General features: G+C 52.3%; 15 protein-coding genes. 6 read left to right on the top strand and 9 right to left on the bottom strand.

From position 1 onward, the window contains the following. Positions 1-148: 148 nt before the first annotated feature. Complete coding sequence (locus ACR0AH_RS13795) at positions 149-1,075, bottom strand: FecR family protein (protein ID WP_480454232.1); 927 nt, start codon at positions 1,073-1,075, stop codon at positions 149-151. A gap of 398 nt (positions 1,076-1,473) precedes the next feature. Further along, on the bottom strand, positions 1,474-2,556 hold the full coding sequence (locus ACR0AH_RS13790; RefSeq protein ID WP_480431046.1) for a tyrosine-type recombinase/integrase: 1,083 nt from the start codon (positions 2,554-2,556) through the stop codon (positions 1,474-1,476). An 820-nt stretch (positions 2,557-3,376) separates the two neighbouring features. Between ACR0AH_RS13790 and ACR0AH_RS13785 the strand changes: the two genes are divergently transcribed. From ACR0AH_RS13785 to ACR0AH_RS13775, 3 genes are all read left to right on the top strand, one after another. Then, on the top strand, positions 3,377-3,565 hold the full coding sequence (locus tag ACR0AH_RS13785) for a hypothetical protein (RefSeq protein ID WP_480592377.1): 189 nt from the start codon (positions 3,377-3,379) through the stop codon (positions 3,563-3,565). A 494-nt stretch (positions 3,566-4,059) separates the two neighbouring features. Further along, entirely contained in the window at positions 4,060-5,451 is a 1,392-nt protein-coding gene (locus ACR0AH_RS13780; RefSeq protein WP_480592375.1) for a hypothetical protein, read from the top strand. Positions 5,452-5,685: 234 nt separating this feature from the next. Beyond that, on the top strand, positions 5,686-6,240 hold the full coding sequence (locus ACR0AH_RS13775; protein WP_170483677.1) for a recombinase family protein: 555 nt from the start codon (positions 5,686-5,688) through the stop codon (positions 6,238-6,240). Positions 6,241-6,693: 453 nt separating this feature from the next. Here the strand turns inward: ACR0AH_RS13775 and ACR0AH_RS13770 are convergent, their stop codons facing one another. Next, positions 6,694-7,734 (bottom strand): LysR family transcriptional regulator, encoded by a 1,041-nt coding sequence (locus ACR0AH_RS13770; protein ID WP_480592373.1) that lies wholly within the window; start codon positions 7,732-7,734, stop codon positions 6,694-6,696. Between ACR0AH_RS13770 and ACR0AH_RS13765 the strand changes: the two genes are divergently transcribed. The 3 genes from ACR0AH_RS13765 to ACR0AH_RS13755 are packed head-to-tail and all read left to right on the top strand — an operon-like array spanning position 7,660 to position 9,740. Then, entirely contained in the window at positions 7,660-8,547 is an 888-nt protein-coding gene (locus tag ACR0AH_RS13765; RefSeq protein ID WP_480592371.1) for an SDR family NAD(P)-dependent oxidoreductase, read from the top strand. The genes ACR0AH_RS13770 and ACR0AH_RS13765 overlap by 75 nt on opposite strands. Then, positions 8,544-8,921 carry a DoxX family protein gene (locus ACR0AH_RS13760; RefSeq protein ID WP_170425660.1) on the top strand — a complete coding sequence of 126 codons (378 nt, stop codon included), beginning with the start codon at positions 8,544-8,546 and terminating at the stop codon, positions 8,919-8,921. The genes ACR0AH_RS13765 and ACR0AH_RS13760 overlap by 4 nt, the downstream gene beginning before the upstream one ends. 30 nt (positions 8,922-8,951) lie before the next feature. Further along, positions 8,952-9,740 (top strand): nuclear transport factor 2 family protein, encoded by a 789-nt coding sequence (locus tag ACR0AH_RS13755; RefSeq protein ID WP_480592369.1) that lies wholly within the window; start codon positions 8,952-8,954, stop codon positions 9,738-9,740. A 178-nt stretch (positions 9,741-9,918) separates the two neighbouring features. On the opposite strand, the gene ACR0AH_RS13750 is transcribed toward ACR0AH_RS13755, so the two are convergent. The 6 genes from ACR0AH_RS13750 to ACR0AH_RS13725 form a co-directional block, all read right to left on the bottom strand. Then, positions 9,919-11,223: a mechanosensitive ion channel family protein gene (locus ACR0AH_RS13750; protein WP_480592367.1), complete on the bottom strand. Its 1,305-nt coding sequence runs from the start codon at positions 11,221-11,223 to the stop codon at positions 9,919-9,921. A gap of 131 nt (positions 11,224-11,354) precedes the next feature. Further along, complete coding sequence (locus tag ACR0AH_RS13745; RefSeq protein WP_480592365.1) at positions 11,355-12,245, bottom strand: DUF3299 domain-containing protein; 891 nt, start codon at positions 12,243-12,245, stop codon at positions 11,355-11,357. Then, the gene (locus tag ACR0AH_RS13740; RefSeq protein WP_480592363.1) at positions 12,167-13,012 is read right to left on the bottom strand and encodes an efflux RND transporter periplasmic adaptor subunit; all 846 of its coding nucleotides are present in this window, start codon (positions 13,010-13,012) and stop codon (positions 12,167-12,169) included. The genes ACR0AH_RS13745 and ACR0AH_RS13740 overlap by 79 nt, the downstream gene beginning before the upstream one ends. 24 nt (positions 13,013-13,036) lie before the next feature. Next, the gene (locus ACR0AH_RS13735) at positions 13,037-13,435 is read right to left on the bottom strand and encodes a hypothetical protein (protein ID WP_170425652.1); all 399 of its coding nucleotides are present in this window, start codon (positions 13,433-13,435) and stop codon (positions 13,037-13,039) included. A 64-nt stretch (positions 13,436-13,499) separates the two neighbouring features. Continuing rightward, complete coding sequence (locus ACR0AH_RS13730; RefSeq protein WP_480592361.1) at positions 13,500-14,891, bottom strand: metal-dependent hydrolase family protein; 1,392 nt, start codon at positions 14,889-14,891, stop codon at positions 13,500-13,502. A 69-nt stretch (positions 14,892-14,960) separates the two neighbouring features. Continuing rightward, complete coding sequence (locus tag ACR0AH_RS13725; RefSeq protein WP_480592359.1) at positions 14,961-16,322, bottom strand: metal-dependent hydrolase family protein; 1,362 nt, start codon at positions 16,320-16,322, stop codon at positions 14,961-14,963. Positions 16,323-16,457: the final 135 nt, after the last annotated feature.

Raw genomic sequence — 16,457 nt, 5'->3', positions numbered from 1 at the left:
GATCCGCGACCCTAATGAAGCAGCCCATCAAGATCAGCCCCAAGCCTACAAGCCTGAATACTAATCGATGCCCAATTTTGTCTCTTATCTTACCCACCACGTTCACCTTCCAGGCGCAGGGGAACATGAAAATATATGTAACCTGATGCTACCAACCAGCTATCGCTGAAGCGTTACCTGCCGTCGCCGTTGCCCTGACACCCGATCCACCGCTATCTCCACTGGATGCGTTTACGGATGTTCTCGTTTCACCCGAGGCGCTTACACCTGCGCGCGCTGATGTCCCAGAACGCCCTTCGGCGCTGGCTGAGGCCCGGTCTGGCGCTTCGGATCGCCCGCTTTCGCGGGCCGCCGACACCTCAGAACGACCTTGTTCCGTTTGCCGCCGCGCTTCGCGCCGCTCTGGCCTTTCAGATTCAATCTTTGGGGCCTGAGCCTGTCTGCCCGAACACCCTTCGGCACTCACCCGAAACGGTGGCAGCAGTTGCGTTTGCGAGCGTATGAAGGGGAAACCACCTTTTAGCGCTTTGTCATACTGCTCCTGATCTATCGGGCGCCCCACCTGACCGCCCGAACCGGTCGCAAAGAGACTGCACTGTCGGCTTGCCGACCGGCACGACCCGCGTCGGCCGCACATCTGAACGGTGCCCTCGATTACCAGCATCGCGCTTTGGCTGCCGGATGTAATCCACATGTCAAATGTCGTTCCCCGCACGGCCATGGTGGCATCGGGCGTTTTGATCGAATAAGCGCGCTTTCTGCTTTTGCCCGAAATGAAACGGAAACTGCCGCCCAGCGCCTGCACGGTGAAGTTTTTTGCCTTCCGATTGCCTCGCAGCATCGAGACATCCAGGATCATTCGCGCGTTCGGACCAACCGCGATCTTGGTTTCATCTACGAACACCAATTGAACCACGCCTGATCTGTCGGTCGAAATAGTATCGCCTGAAACAACATCCATCCCTTCACGCAAGCGTATCTTTTTACCGGCCCGGATAATATCCGCGCCCGGTTTAGCACTGAGCACTTTTCCGATTGATGCGATGGCCGACGCAGGCAGCGTCGCTAGAACCAAGAAAACACAAAACAATTTCAACCAGACCAAACCCAAGTCCCCTTCCCCCAAAAGGTACCTACCAGGGTGCCAAACACCCCACGCCCGATATCTGTCGCCTCAGAAAGCTAAATCTGAATAGTTATTAGAGCCTTAAAACTAGACAAATATGCGCCAGAACAGGTGGAGTTGGCAAGGTTTTGCATGTTTTTCAGCATTTCGGGGGTTTCGCACCCCTGCTTCCGGTAGCCCCAGCGCTCCTTCTTGTGGGTTTGATCATCGGTATTCAGAAAAATTTTCCAGACATAGAAAATCGCCTTGTATCTGGATGACAGGCAAGGATATACCGGCCAGCGGAGACGTGGCCGAGTGGTCGAAGGCGCTCCCCTGCTAAGGGAAAACTTGGTAAGAATATTCCCTTATTTTACAATACGTAAGCGGGAATCTAGTTCGATGTTGCCAGATTTTTGCCGAAAGTCCCACCCATGTTCAAGCAGGCGATCCGCTAAGTCGTCAGGTGCAATCTTTCTATAACGATTGGCCATTTCGCTCTTTGCCCAGCCCCCGAGGTCCATGAGCCCACCGAAGTCTCTTGTCTGAGCGTAGTACCAAGTTGCCCAAGTATGCCGGAGAACGTGTGGTGTCACATCTTTTCCAAGGCCGGCCGCATCTCGGGCCTTGTTAAACGACGCTTGCATTTGGCCGCCGCCATTCTTTCTCAACTTGATCGGTTTTCCATATGGCGTGCGGAACATGCGTCCCGACTCGGGCAACTCCCCCATTAAACATACAGCACGGCTAGGTAGCCGTACCAAGCGCTCACTCGATACAGTTTTACCTGCGCCGTCCTCCTCAGCAGGAATAAACTGTTGAGAGGTTGCTGGATTCCAATCATTAATGTCCGCTGCAAAGCACTCTCCTGTTCGGCACCCAGACCCCAAAAGGAAAGCAATCTTCTTGAGTGTATACAGTTCGGGCTTGTCGTGGCGCGGCAGGGTAAGTTGGGCGGCGGCTTTCAACAGCGCCTCAGCTTCTTCTGGATGGAGCCAGCGAACTCGCTTGTTATCTGTGGACGGCCTTTTCCGCTCTCCCCTGGCCCAGCGAACTACCGCGGTGATCGGTACACGCACTTGGCGTCTGCGAGTTTCGGGAACTGCGTTGGGGTACAACTCCATGGCACAGTTCACGATTTCCAACTCTCCAATTTGATCAATTGTTGTGTACTTGCCGAAATACCCGATGAGTTTTGGCAGGAAACGTGCTTCACCACCATCGTCGACGTAGCCCTTTGCCGCCTCCCAAAATGGCACCTCTTTGTTTGTAGGAATAGCTAATTGGGCCGCCCATTCCTCTTTATAAAGTTGCTGGGCCTTAGCGCGAGCTACGCCTTTGAGGCTTTTGTCACGGATGCCAAGGCGTCGGCGAATCCGCCGCCCTTCGATTGAAAACGAGACCGCCCAACCTTGCTCCGTCCACTTCGGTTCCCAGTCTTTCTTTGGCATTTTAAAGCCTCTCTCAGTTCCTCAATGTGTTCCGGGTAAAACACCTTTTTGTTGCCGCGCCGTTCGTAACATTGATGCTTTGCTAGAATGTCTGTCAGACTTCTTCGTGAAATCCCCAGAGCTCGGGCTGCGTCATCCATGCCGGCTGGTTGTACTATCCAGTTTGGGCTTGTGTTCATCTCTGCGCATCCTCCACGGCTCTGAGTGAAAACCCAATCGGAAGTGTTCTGCCTTGGTCTATGTACCGACTGCCTGTTAGCTGATTTTCGATCATTCGAGCACCGATTGAGTTTCTTCTGCTCGCTTCATCGATACTTTCGGTATGCAGTCAAGAAAAATTATTATTACAAAACATGAACTTGCGTCTACTCCAGGTTGACTTTTCAGATTGAACTGCTGGGGTCAGGAGGGCGCCTCAAAACACATTTTTGCTGCGTTTTGAATTGGCTGCGCGTTTCTTTGCCGGAGTTTAAGTTGACACCTCCGATATGACCTCGGTTGAGTGGAAAATTTCATTACCATAGGGCGAGTCACGGAAGCGTGATGTATGTTTCATCTGCGATGCAGAGACGAGTACCTGCGCCGACGTTCACAGATCAAAACAGATACATCTTCTGTCCGTACGTCAGAACAAAATGGCAAACATACAGAACAACGCAGACCTCGTGTGCGCTGTGAAAGAACTTGTGGAGAAATGAGAGCATTGCTCCCTCCCTTGGTTGTTGATTTTAAAAGTGTGTATAGTGTGTATAGTGTGTATAATGATTCGACTGGCGCGTCAACATTTGACGCATTGTGTGTATAGTGTTAACTTAAGGTCATGGAAAAACTCTCAGAAGAACCGCCCAAAAGGCTACAAATACTAATGACTGAGGATGAGCTGGCGCTTGTTCGCCAGTACACACATCAGAACGAGATCTATGGACGATCTGCCGCGATCAGAGCGCTTGTTCAGGCGGGCTTGAAAGCGGAACAAGCGGCTGGTCGCTTTGATCCAAACCGAAAATAGGTGCCAGAACAGGCTTGTGAAAAATGTGTTCCAACCTGTGGAATTTGGTTTCTTTTCGATGACGTAATGGGGGGACGATCAGAAATTTAGTTTTTCACTCGTTCCCAGAACTGCCGGCATACAGACTCATTGCCGCCGTCAGGTTTCTTAAATTTTCGCAAAACTCCCAATCCTTTAAAAAGTCTGAAACCGCGTTCGTGCCATGTCCTTTGTTGCGAGCGGCGGAAGCAAATTCACGTCTTGAACAGACGTGAAGGCAGCACTGGTCGCAGGAAATTGCGGTCAGAGGCACGGAGTCAAATAAGCTGAAAACGGCAACCGACCTTTGGCCATCGAGCTGAAGGGCAAAGGTTGTGAAGAAGAACAACGCGGGCAGATCCCGCGAACAGAGAAAGTGTGCTCAGAGCAGAGGTGATCACCGGAAGCGCAAGCGGCAATGCAGGCAAGCGAAGCGGATTTATGGCCATGAAGTGCTTCGGCCAAGAACACTAAGGATGGCAGGGAAAAAGGTGGGCTATCATGGCGGCTTTCGACTTGGTCCAGGCTCAGCAAGGTATCGGGAAATGTCCGCCATGGTGGCTGAAATGGCAGCCGAGGTCGGTCACGACCTATACCGGCCCGGCAAGAAGAAAGCAGCACAACTCCTGTTGGGCTTGCCCGACAACGAGTATCTCGCGATCTGCTATTCCGCATACAAGCACGACAAGCGGCTACCGTCCGTTGCTTTAGTTGATACGACACAAACTGCCGCCAATCTTCAGTATCATTATGAGGTCAAAGTCAAAGGCCAGGCGCAGTTTGCTGCTCTGACATTTCCTGCCTTGGAACGCCGAGTCTCAATCGATGGCTATGAATCCGGTTTGGCGTTGGCATTCAAACGAATGAACAAGCTAAAGAAGGCCCTCAAGAAATCCGGACTAGGTGAATTTGTATACGCACAGCTAGAAGCACCCTTCGAACCAAAGACAGAGACCTTTTATCTCCATTTCCACATATTTTTGACGTTCGACTTCGGTGATCAATGTCGTAAGCAGGCATTGACGTTCATCCACGAGAACACGCCTTGGCTGCAAAGTAAGGCGGGGGTCCAACTAAAGCGCATTGCCGACGGAGATGTTGCACGGTTCATTCGATATGGCACGAAGCCGAGCGTGACCGCCTATGAGATTGCCAAATCAGAGAACATGAGGGTGTTTGAAGCCTTCCTAAATGTTTCTAAAGGCAGGAGACTCACGAGGACAGAAGGGGCACTCAAGACGACACTCAAGCAGCTCAAAGACCAGGGCCGGCGAACAGTATTTCATAAATGTGAGCGGACAGGCCAGTCTAATGTGGCCTTGGTTGAGAAAGGAACAATGAAGGATCTTGAGAAACCAAGCCCCGGCGAAACAGCTACTGTCGAAAAACCCAGCTCTCCTAGAAAAAACATCTACTGTGGGGCTTGTCGGCCGGTAACTTCTCCTGAGGGACGTTTGCTTGCTTTCGGTATGGTACAGGACTTTTGTGAAGACAGCTTTGACATTGGTGCGGGAGAAGGTGTTGCCGGCAGTTTGTTTGACGCCAACAGAATCGCCCGTAGTTCATGGGAGCGAAATACGGGCAAGTGCTACGATCTGAAGGAGTTTCTGGCTCCAATCACAGATGACATCATGCGGCTCATAAAGGACGCAGATGTACAGAGTTACACGGTAATCGTATCCCCCAAAATTCTAGCGGCACTACGGGAAATTAAGGAAGAGCGAAAATCGGGTGTCCGGCGGGCAAAGCCAAGTTCTAAGAGTTACGCTCCTGAAACATCATTTTGGAGCAAGTTGAAGTTCTGGGGTTCTAAACTTGTTGCTGGGGTCAGTCGGATACGTGTCCCATACCTTGATTGGATACGGTAATCAAACGTCAACGGCGACTAAACAATTCTTTGGAAAGTGGTTTGTAGGCGATAGCGTTAGGGCTCCTGTTCGAAAGTCGGTATGACTTCTGAGTTCGCCAGGATTGTCTCACACAACCTTGGTTATGTGACAGCAAACCGCCCAGCGTAAATTCTGGTGAAAACAGTCTCGCATACATTGTCGTGACATTGAGACAGCGACATCTCAATAGGACCTAAGATTGGAGTAAGACAGTTGCTGATTGGGTATGCAAGAACATCCACCTTGGAGCAGGGCTATGGACTGGAAGCGCAGATTGAGGCTTTGACGAAGTATGGAGTCCAATCGGATTTCATCTTTTCAGAAAAGGTATCGAGCCTTTCAGATCGTCCTGAATTGCAAGCAGCGTTGCGAAGCCTTCGTGCCGGCGACAAGCTGGTGGTAACCAAGCTGTGCCGTTTTGCGCGTTCGGTGACGCACCTGGGGAGGCTTTTGCAAGTGGTGGAAGCCAATGGCGCTGACTTGGTTATCGTAGACATGGGTGTGGACAGCTCGACTGCGACAGGAAAGCTCATGCTGAATGTTCTGGGCTCAGTTGCTCAGTTCGAGCGAGAAATCATGCTGGAACGCCAGAGGGAAGGCATTGCGAGGGCCAAGGCAGATGGAAAATACAAGGGCCGTGCTCCAACGGCCCAGAGACAGAAAGAGAAGGTATTGGCGCTTAAGGAAGCTGGCGTCCCCGTCGCGCAGATCATCGATCAGCTGAACATTTCCAGAGCCAGTTACTATCGTCTGGTTAAGGTTCAATAATTCTTGGCCACTCTGAAACAAATTAAGCGGTTGCTGGGAAGAATCGAAATGAGCGTCGGAGGTTCATTTATTCGCTCGCCGACACGTGACCTAGATCGCTAAACATGGGCGGACTGCCGCCATTCGCTGCTCTCTCAACCAACGGCAACTATGCGCAGAAAGCGGACTTTGCAAATTTTCGGCGTGCAGCCCAGAGCTGTCGTTGTACAGGCTATCCGGATGCTGTTGACATAGTTCACGCAGCCGACATTGGAGCACAACCAAGCTGATCTGTGGGACGCTGTAATCTACTCTCTGGGAGCCTAAGCATCTTCGGTAAACTCAGTAGGGTCGACTTTGTTTGGCGAGAACTAATGCTGCCCTTGAAGCTCTCATTCCTACGAGTTGGCGTGCAACATCGATGGTTTCAGTGCAAGTTTGACACCAAAGAGAAGTGTTAATTTCCACAAGCCGTTAAACATCCAGCTGGCTACGGATCCAGCTGAGAAGGGGAGATCGTGCGTCTCGCTCATGCCAAATTGCACGGATTCCCAATTCCGGCAGAGGAAAAGGGCAATCGTGCGTGACTAGGTTTTTGTTGTTGGTAGCAGCTTGGGCGAGCGTCTCCGGCACAAAAGCGATTAGATTTGTTCCTTCCAGGAAGGCCGGTTGCAGATGCAGACTATCCGTCGCCAGCCCAACCTGGCGTGGGGGCAAACCCTGATCCTTTCCATAAAGGTGAACTGGGTCATCTTGTTTAACCATTAGGTTCAGCCGGACGTGTGGATATAAAAAGACCGTCTCGGCGTTCCAGCTGTTCAAAGCTGGGTGGGTTCGGTCCAATAAGCACACTAGGCGCTCGCGCAGTAGAAGCTTTTGAAGAAACTTAGGATTTGCCTGAAGTCCTGCGCCAATGATCAAATCGGCATCCCCGGAATCGAGCATCTGGTAACTGTGATCTGAATAGCTGTGAATTTCGAACACGATCCCTGGAGCTTGATTTCGAATACACCGAACTGCGTTTGCAAGGAAACTGGTGGCGATAAAATCATGGGCATGAATTCGAATAGTTGCGCTCGCGTTTTCAGGTGAGAACGTCACCGGCGCAGTCAGCACGCTGATCTCAGATAAGATCGTGTTCAACCGCGCCGCAAGGTCCAGAGTGCGCGCTGTTGGCACCATTTCGCGCCCTTGCTTGACGAACAGAGGGTCGTCAAACAGGCGTCGCAATCTTGCAAGCGTATGGCTCATGGCAGGTTGCGTTACGTTCATTCGCTGCGCAGCACGTCCAACATGCCGTTCCGAAATGAGCGCTTGCAGAGATTTCAGTAGATTAAGATCAATTCCATCAATTTCATTCATACTAATAAGAAATAATGATAATTTCCAATTATGTCTATCGATTGCCATTTTCCTCTCGACCACAAGAGGAACAGACAGATGAATATTCTGATCACTGGGGCCAGCAGCGGCTTCGGAAAAGAAATGGCCATCAGACTTGCAGACGAAGGTCATTCTGTATTCGCCGGAATGCGTGCTTCGAAGGGGCGAAACGCCGACGTGGCGACCAGCCTAGAGGCGACATCTGCGCGGATTTCATCCATTGAACTGGATGTCGGCAGTGACGCCAGCGTAGACAGCGCAATCGCCGATCTGATGTTAAAGCTGAATGGCCCACTTGATGTCGTCATTAACAACGCAGGGATCTATGTTGGAGGGCTCAACGAGACCATTTCTGCGGCTCGGTTTCAGAACATGCTGAATGTGAACGTGCTGGGACCGGTTCGTGTTCTACGCGCCATCCTTCCCAATGTGCGCGTCCAGGGCTTGGGCACGGTGATCAGCATCACCAGTGACATGTCGCGGTTTGCGTTGCCGATGAGCGGTTTTTACTCAGCCAGTAAAGCGGCGCTGGAACTGGTCGCCGAGACCTATGCCCTTGAACTCGCTCCTTTGGGACTGGAATCCCTTATCGTTCAACCCGGCGCATTTGACACTGGTATCATGCAAAAGTCGCCGCCAACGGATGAACCGGAGCGCATGGCTGGATACGGCCCAACGTTGGAACAAGCACAAGCGATGGCCGGACGCTTCATGGGGTTGGCGCAAAAAAGCTTTTCTGAGGCGTCCCCTGCAATGGTTGCCGATGCCATCGCCGGTCTGTTGAAGCTGCCCTACGGTAAAAGACCGCTGAGAACTGTCGTCGACCCGTCGGACATTGGAGCGTTGGCCAACGCAATGAATGCCGCCGTAGCCACCGCGCAGGAAACGTTTTTAGATGCTCTCGGAGCGGATTTTTCGTGCCCGGTTCAGGAGGCTGCGGAATGACTACGATTACGGTTTTCGTCGGACTGCTGTCCGTCTTCTTCCTCTTCGCAAGCTCGATCAAGATCTTCGGCTGGCAGAAGTTCATTTTCGAAACCCAACTGGCGATGTTCATCAAGTACGGGTTAAACCGCCAGATCATGGCCTTGGTTGGCGTGGTTGAATTGTTTGGCGCAATCGCGATCTGGTTTCAGGGATCCTGGGTCGGAACTTTAGGCGCGCTGGCTATTCTTGGCACATCCATCGGTGCAATTGGTTGCCATCTGATCTGGGACAGCTGGAAAGAAGGCGTTCCCGCCATGGTCACAGGCACCTTGTCCGCTATCGTGGCCTGGTCTGGCCGTGAAACGGTGTTGAGCATTGTTGGTATTAGCTGAAACCATGTCTATGACACAGGAGTGCATGTTGTGACTGACAGTATCCGCGTGGCAAATGCCAAGGGCCTTTATCTGGAAGGCATTCGTGACGGCAAAATGGTCGAAGCGCTCGATAAATATACCGGGGATCGCTACACGCAACACTCAACGGGTGTACGCGACGGTAAAGAAGGTTTCATTGAGTTCTTCACGCCTTTTCTTGAGCGGAATCCAGTGCGCGATATCCAGGTTCTGCGGACTATCGAGGATGGAAACTTCGTCTTCGTGCATGTGTATCAAAGCCTCAACGGTGGTGAAGCGCAGTGGGTGACGGCCGATATCTTTGATACTGACGAAGAAGGTAAAATCGTCGAGCATTGGGATGTGATTGCCGCGTATAAATGGCCAACCGTCTCAGGCCGCAGCATGGTGGATGGCCCAACCGAAATCGAAGATCTCGATTTCACCGAGGCCAACAAGACCGTGGTGCAAGGGTTCATCGACAAGGTCCTGATGGCAGGGCGCACCGATCTTGTGAATGACTACATATCGACCGAGCAATACGATCAGCACAACCCAGAAATAGCCGACGGATTGGAAGCTCTTTTCAAGCATCTTGGAGAGGTGACAAGTAGCGGAAAAACCGTGCAATACGTCAAAGTTCACCGACTACTCGGCCAAGGAAATTTTGTGGTTGCTTTTAGCCATGTAAAACAAGACGAGGACGACTGGGCCGTCTTTGACTTGTTCCGGCTCAAGAGTGGAAAGATCGTCGAACATTGGGATGTTCAGGAACAGATTGGCCCGAAAGAGACGTGGAACAACTCTGGCAAATTCTAATCGGCTAGAAAGCCGGCCCTACACATGCAAGTCGCCAAAGCTACGCACTTTTGCGCGTTGAGTGGGTGATCGCCTTGGGTCCTCTTCCTCGATGTTTGAACAGTGCTATTTGATTGACCCAGCGCGACACCGCAGGTGCACAAAATTTGCAGAATCCAGATTGCTAACGTCTTGAAGATTAAACCCCTTCGGTTGGTATCAGGTGAACATCGCGTTGCGGGAACGGAATGGATATGCCTTCCTGATCAAAACGTTCCTTTGCTTGCCCGGTTAGGTCCCAGTAGACCGTCCAATAGTCATCGGATTTAGACCACGGACGGCAGAATATGTTGACCGAGTTGTCCCCCAATTCTCCAACAAATACCTCGGCTTTTGGCGAGCTGAGGCAAAGATCGTGGTTTTTGACCAGTTCCTTCAAAACGGCAATGGCATGAGCGGCATTGTCAGAATATGCAATGCCAAACACGAGATCGACACGCCGCTCGTCTGAGGCGCTTACATTGGTAATCACGTCCCCCCAGATTTTGCTGTTTGGAACAACGATGATCTGATTGTCGAATGTACGGATCTTTGTGGAAACAACGGACATCTCATCCACAAACCCGGATGATCCGCCGACTTCGATATAATCGCCGGTATCGAAGGGCTTGAGGACCATGATCATCAGACCGCTTGCAAGGTTGCCCAGAGTTTCCTGCAACGCGAAACCCAAAATGAACGACAAGCCGCCGAATACCGCGAATAACGGTGTTACGTTCACGCCGAACAAGGCCAGGACAATCAGGATACCCAACACAAAAACCGCCCAAAAAACTGCGGTGGCCAGAAACCTCTTTAACATTCGAGACAGTGTCGGAACTCTATCAAGACCGCGCTGTGCCATCCTGCGCACGAAGCGGGCAACAAACATCATCATCCAGACAGCAACCAGAACGCCCAATACCCCAAGGACAATTCGCATCCCTCCGTCGAATGCGACCAGCCATGCGAAGACACTCTGCACCAGCGTCGTGAAATCAACCGACGTTATCGCACTGGTTTGAAGCGCCGAAAGGTAATCAAGATGGGGTTTGAGATCCTCAGGGGCTGCTCCTTTTTTTGACCAAGCCTCGATAACAGTCCTATATTTTTCGAGCGTCGCATTTGAGGTCGCGACAAAAGCTGACAGTTCTAATCTCAGTTTGTCTTCGTTTTCCTTATTTGCTTTCTGCAAGTTCAGATTTATCTGGGCAAATTCTTCGGCCTGATTGCGAACATGAGTCTGCCAAGCAGCTGATGCATCGGACAATTCTTCGGCGGTCAATGGCACGACCAGTATTTCGAGTTCATCAACGCTCGTGTTCTCATCAACTGCCAAGGCGAAAAACTCAGTTTCAGCAACGGATACTTCATCCGTTTCCTGGCCAAACGCATTGAATGGAAAGATAAACAGCAACGCGCAAAGGCAAACATGCATGATCCGATTTCGCGGGTTCCGGTTCATTTGAATGCTCCGTGGATGAATTTCGTGGCCACCCGAAGTGCGCCCTGTTTCACAATTTCGGGTGGACTGGATTTTTGCAGTGGTCGACCGCAGACACCCGGCACCTGACAGCAAATCCAGCGAGGATTGCGTTAATCATCGTCTCTGGAAGCCCCGCCAGTCGCCTTGATCCTTCCCATCAACACACGTTCCCTATTGGTCGCAGCCTCTTCGGAAGTCTGGATTGGTCCAAAAGTCTGCACGTCATCGACCTCTAAAGTAAACGCAGCCTTCATCAGGACAGGACCATCAACAACCAGCATTTCCTTCTGCGTCGGGTCGATCCTGATTTGACCAGTTACAACGATGGGTTCGTAGATTGTCGATGGTGCCCAGGAATCACTCAAGCGCAAACGTACCATCTGGTTTGGTGGCGGAGGCGGTACGTGGCTGCACATTCCACGTTCCGGCACGATATATGCCATTTGGGAACCATCTTCGTTGGGGGGTGCCGGGATCACAAATCCGCCCAATGAAACGGTCACGCCATCGATGTCGACATTGGCGGCCGTGCCGGCCTTCTCACGTCTTTCCATCACAACCCAGCGTTGGGAAATCAACCAGTCCGCTTCAACGCCTTCCTCAGCAAGGGTTGTTTCAGTCGCCTCGATATCCACTTTAATCTGGTTCAGTTGTTCTGGCGTCGGCCCGCCTTTCTCTAGCTGCGCGCGCAACCGGACCAATTTGCGAAGCGCGCTAAGCTGTTTGCCAGTCAATTCGACGAAAGGATCTTCGTAGTCTTGAGCGGATTCATCGATCAGGTCTGGCCACTCGATACGTGTAACTTCTGAATGAGCCGGCAATGCTAATAAGCACGCGGTGATTACTGCAAATGAAAAACGCATTGTCATATGCTCCTCAATTCTAGGCAGGACAGCACACCACGCCACCGGCGGGTCATCATTCAGTTCCTCAGACTCGAAATGACGGTGACTTTTGCCCCTGGGCGAAGCAGCAACTCTGGATTCGGGAACTCGGCCCATACATCCATCAGCTGCGTTTTGGGATTAACTTTGAATGCCCCACCAAAGTAATGACCCTCATAGGGGTACAATTGTCCGTCTGGCATCTGCAAAGACAGACTGAGCCCCTCAAATGCTTCTGCATCTGTCTCAAATACCTGACGCCGTTTGGTGAATTCCTCGTAGGGCACTTTGACGACAACGTAGACCGGGTCGATATCCGATAGTATCGCCAGCGTTTCGTCCCCCCGTCTTTCCGTACTCAGATACTGGTACTGCCTGACATGCGGTTGGCTGATAATCCCCGAAAAAGGCGCATGTAACTCGGTGAAGCTATAGGCGAGCTGTGCCCCTTCATAAGCGAGGCCCGCCCGCTCCGATGCGATTTCAGCAAGATCGCGGTTCACCTGGGCAAGTTGCAACTCTGCTTCCGGTATCAGGTCTTTCAGATAAAGTTCCGTTTTCCGCCCCAAGTCCGCATCCGCGAGCCTGAGTTGGGCTTTCGCATTCTTGAGAGCTGTTTCGTTCAGGCGCAATTCAATGAAGGGTCCTTTTTTTCCAAACTCGAACAGCAGGTCGCCCTTCTGAACATATTGTCCGGCGTGAAACGCAATTCGGGTGACCACATTGTCCACCAAAGGCGACAGTTCTGCTTCGCGACTGGGCTGTACAAAGCCTTCAAAGTGTATTGTTTGCGGGACGTCTGTTGCGCCGTTTTCCTGCGCGAGTGGGGCGCGTGCTGACGAAAAGGTAGCAAGCGCAAAAAGAACAAGAAGGGCGATATTCATTTATTGTTCCTTTGTTTCCCAACATCATTCGACCGGAGTTGAAAATTCCGGCACTCGCTTCAGGGCTTCGACCATGTCCGCGCTCGTCATCAGTTCGATGAAGGTGTAGTCTTTCAGAACCCCCTGGCTTAGACGCGAAATATACATGGCCTGCACCATGCCCGGATCGTCCGGGAAGCGGACGGTGATGTAGTTCTTGCCATCGGCCAGTCCCCAGAAATAGCTGATCATCTCACCGCCTATTGCGGCGAGGGCAGCGCCCATGTCCTTTTCCCGGTCGGTCGGATTGTCGATCATGATTTGCCAGGCATCGGGGTTTGGTTCCCCGATCCCCAGGTAGTATCGGCTATGAGACTCCTCCGCCGCTGCTCCGGAAACACCAATCCCAACTGCGCAAAGAGTTACTGCGATTGCCTTATTCATTGATCGCTCCCCTGTTCAGGATCGACGGCGCAAGACGCAGGTGTCAATTTCCTGCATACTCCGCTCATTCGAGTGTATTCTTGTAGAAGACACCGTCTTTCATGATCACACGAATGGTCTCGAACCCTCGATCACGCGCGGGTGCATCAAACCACTTCGGATTTGCTCCAAGAACCGACAGGTCCTCCAGCGGATTTCCATCGACAATCAGGATGTCTGCATAGGCCCCTTCTTCGATCACGCCCAGTTTGTTGGGATAAGGGTTTCGCCGTCCTGTCAGTTGGGCGAGTTCACCGCCAGTCGAGGTCGCTGCAACCAGGAAGGCGTGGTTACCCAGCAATTCAGCGAAGTAGTACTTTTCAAAGTCCCGGTGCGCGCGGCCAAACCCAATGGTGGACAGCACGGTGTCGACGTTATGCACGATCTTGGGCTTGTACTTCTTGATGTACTCAATGACGTTTTCTGACCCGACCAGATATTCTTCCAGTTTTGGTTTCACCGTCGGCATCGAGAAATTGGGGTGATCAAGCAGCGCTGGATCCATTCCAGCCACATTCAGGGCCCAGAAGATACCTTCATCCGCAATGCGCTGCACGGTCTCTTCACTCACCATCTGAGCGTGCTCCAGCGACTTGACGCCTGCGTCCAGAGCCATTGTGACTGTTTCGTCCGTATAGGCGTGGACTGTCACATAGGTATCAAAGAAGGACGCAGCCTCAACCGCTGTCGCAATCTCATCAACGTTGTAGGCAACGGACCAAAGCGGATCGAGCTCGGATGACACACCGCCACCGGCCATCAGTTTCAGGAAACTCGCCCCGTGCGCGAAGTTAAGCCGCGATGCTTTCCGGATTTCCTCGGCACCATCAGCAATATAGGACAGGTTGAACGTATTGGCGACGTCGTCCGAACCCATGTTGAAGGTTCGCTGCTCGGGGTTTCGCCAGTCACCATGCCCAGAAGTTGGGCCGATGGCCGCACCTGACGCATAGATACGTGGCCCGTCGACGATCCCCTTGTCGATCAGTTCGCGCAGACCTGATCCCATTCCGCCAGTATCCCGCACCGTGGTATAACCATCGTAGAGATAGTCGCGGGCATTTTCAGCCGCGGTGGCACCGATCTGATCCCACTTGGCGGCCTGAAGGCCTGAGAAGGATTGCACGAGCCCTGTAGCGTAGAGATGCACGTGACTGTCAATCAAGCCCGGCATCAGCGTGCGACCACCCCCGTCAACAAGCGTTGCGTCGGGCGCATCAATACCGTCGGTCGAGACTGTCTTTATGAGATTGCCTTCAACCAGAACATTTGCGTTTTCGATCCGCTCTTCACTAATTCCGTCAAAGATATGCACGTTGGTGAACAAAGTTTGCGGGAGCGCGTCCTGTGCCAACGCGCCGCTTGCTGCCAAGGAAAAAAATCCAGCGATTGCTGTCAGTGAGGCCAGTGTTTTCACGTGTCAGTACTCCCATTTGTCAAACTAAAGGGGCGCGGGATGCCGAGGTAAATTCACCCCGCGCGACACTCAATTGAGTGTATTCTTGTAGATCACGCCATCTTTCATGATCAGATCGATGTTGTTGGTGTAGTCGACCAGAATCTCGGCGTCCTCGACCGGGTTCCCTTCCACAAGCAGCAGATCGGCGTATGCGCCTTGTTCGATCACGCCCAGCGGGCCTGCTGTGTAGGGGTTGAGTTTTCCTGACAGTGCCAGAAGTGCCGCCGATTTTGACGTGGCCTGTTGCAGGATTTCGTAGGAAGTCCACGCCTCCAGCCTGTATTTGAACTCGTCATTCTGCTTGGTCAGCGCGACGGGATCGCCGATAATGTCCGTGGAGAACGCCACGTTCTCGATCCCGAAATCTTTGATCAACTGCATCTGATTTCGCGCACCCGCTTGCACGCTGAGGAACTTTTCGGCGGACCCAGGCCCAAGTGCAGTAACAATGGTTTGCTCGTCGATCCCCAGAAGAGAATAGAACGGAACAATCCAGGCATCCGCGTCTTTGATCGCTTGAGCCCCGACTTCGGTCATCAGTTGTCCATGTTCAATGCTGATCACACCTGCCTCAATCGAGCGCACGATGGATTCGTCTGTATAGGCGTGAACCATGACATAGGTTCCCCAATCGGCAGCGGCCCGGACAGACGCCTCAAGCTCCTCCGGCAGACCCTGAACGGTGTGTAACGGATCAACCTGAGAGGATACCCCACCGCCAGCCATCACCTTGATCTGGACAGCGCCAAGGCGCAGGGCTTCGCGTGTCGCGCGCAGCGTTTCCGGCACGCCATCGGCCAGGAATTCCAAGTGTTGGTTAAAGAAGGATGGTTGCGCCCCCATGAAGTTGGGATGGGGTTCGGTGTAGACGCGATGCTCTCCATGCCCCGAGGTTTGCGAGATCACAGGCCCAGAAGCGTAGATACGCGGGCCAACGGCCTTACCCCGATCAATCGCTTTTTGTAGGCCAATTGCCGGGCCGCCCGCATCCCGCACTGTTGTGAACCCTCGCATAAGCATTTTTTCAGCTTCAATTGTTGATACAGCACCCCAGTACATCCAGTCGAAGTTATCGCGCAGATCGGCCACGGGTTCCGTGACTGTCATATGCACATGTGCGTCGATCAGGCCCGGCATCAGGGTTCGACCACCACCGTCAATGATCTGGGCATTGGCGACGGCCAGTGGTTCCGCTGATACGTCTGCGATCAGGTTGTCCACGACCAGAACGTTTGCGTTCTCAAGTCGCTGTTCATCGACACCGTTAAACACGTGCACGTTGGTAAATAGGATCGGAAAGCTCTCTTCCTGCGCAAATCCTTGGCCCGCGATTACCAGGCTTGCAGAAAAGGCTGTCGTGGCCACCATGCGTTTGAGTTTCGGCGTCATCGAGGTCCTCCAAATGCGAATCACAGATGTATATTTCTGAATGTGATTTTAGAGTGATCGCCGAATATTGCCTGACAGTATGACGGGCTTCGCCAAATTGATTTTGCATTCTGCAAGCTTTTCGCACCTTTTTGT

The sequence above is a fragment of the Ruegeria sp. AM5 genome (genome assembly GCF_056540645.1).
Note: the sequence above shows the minus strand (reverse complement) of the source record. Positions and strands in the feature narration are given on the sequence as shown.

Coding starts and splice junctions, on each gene's coding strand:
- ACR0AH_RS13790 (WP_480431046.1), bottom strand. CDS start 2,556: ATGCCAAAGAAAGACTGGGAACCGAAGTGGACGGAGCAAGGTTGGGCG.
- ACR0AH_RS13785 (WP_480592377.1), top strand. CDS start 3,377: ATGGAAAAACTCTCAGAAGAACCGCCCAAAAGGCTACAAATACTAATG.
- ACR0AH_RS13780 (WP_480592375.1), top strand. CDS start 4,060: ATGGCAGGGAAAAAGGTGGGCTATCATGGCGGCTTTCGACTTGGTCCA.
- ACR0AH_RS13765 (WP_480592371.1), top strand. CDS start 7,660: ATGAATATTCTGATCACTGGGGCCAGCAGCGGCTTCGGAAAAGAAATG.
- ACR0AH_RS13770 (WP_480592373.1), bottom strand. CDS start 7,734: ATGACCTTCGTCTGCAAGTCTGATGGCCATTTCTTTTCCGAAGCCGCT.
- ACR0AH_RS13760 (WP_170425660.1), top strand. CDS start 8,544: ATGACTACGATTACGGTTTTCGTCGGACTGCTGTCCGTCTTCTTCCTC.
- ACR0AH_RS13750 (WP_480592367.1), bottom strand. CDS start 11,223: ATGAACCGGAACCCGCGAAATCGGATCATGCATGTTTGCCTTTGCGCG.
- ACR0AH_RS13745 (WP_480592365.1), bottom strand. CDS start 12,245: ATGGGCCGAGTTCCCGAATCCAGAGTTGCTGCTTCGCCCAGGGGCAAA.
- ACR0AH_RS13740 (WP_480592363.1), bottom strand. CDS start 13,012: ATGAATATCGCCCTTCTTGTTCTTTTTGCGCTTGCTACCTTTTCGTCA.
- ACR0AH_RS13735 (WP_170425652.1), bottom strand. CDS start 13,435: ATGAATAAGGCAATCGCAGTAACTCTTTGCGCAGTTGGGATTGGTGTT.
- ACR0AH_RS13725 (WP_480592359.1), bottom strand. CDS start 16,322: ATGACGCCGAAACTCAAACGCATGGTGGCCACGACAGCCTTTTCTGCA.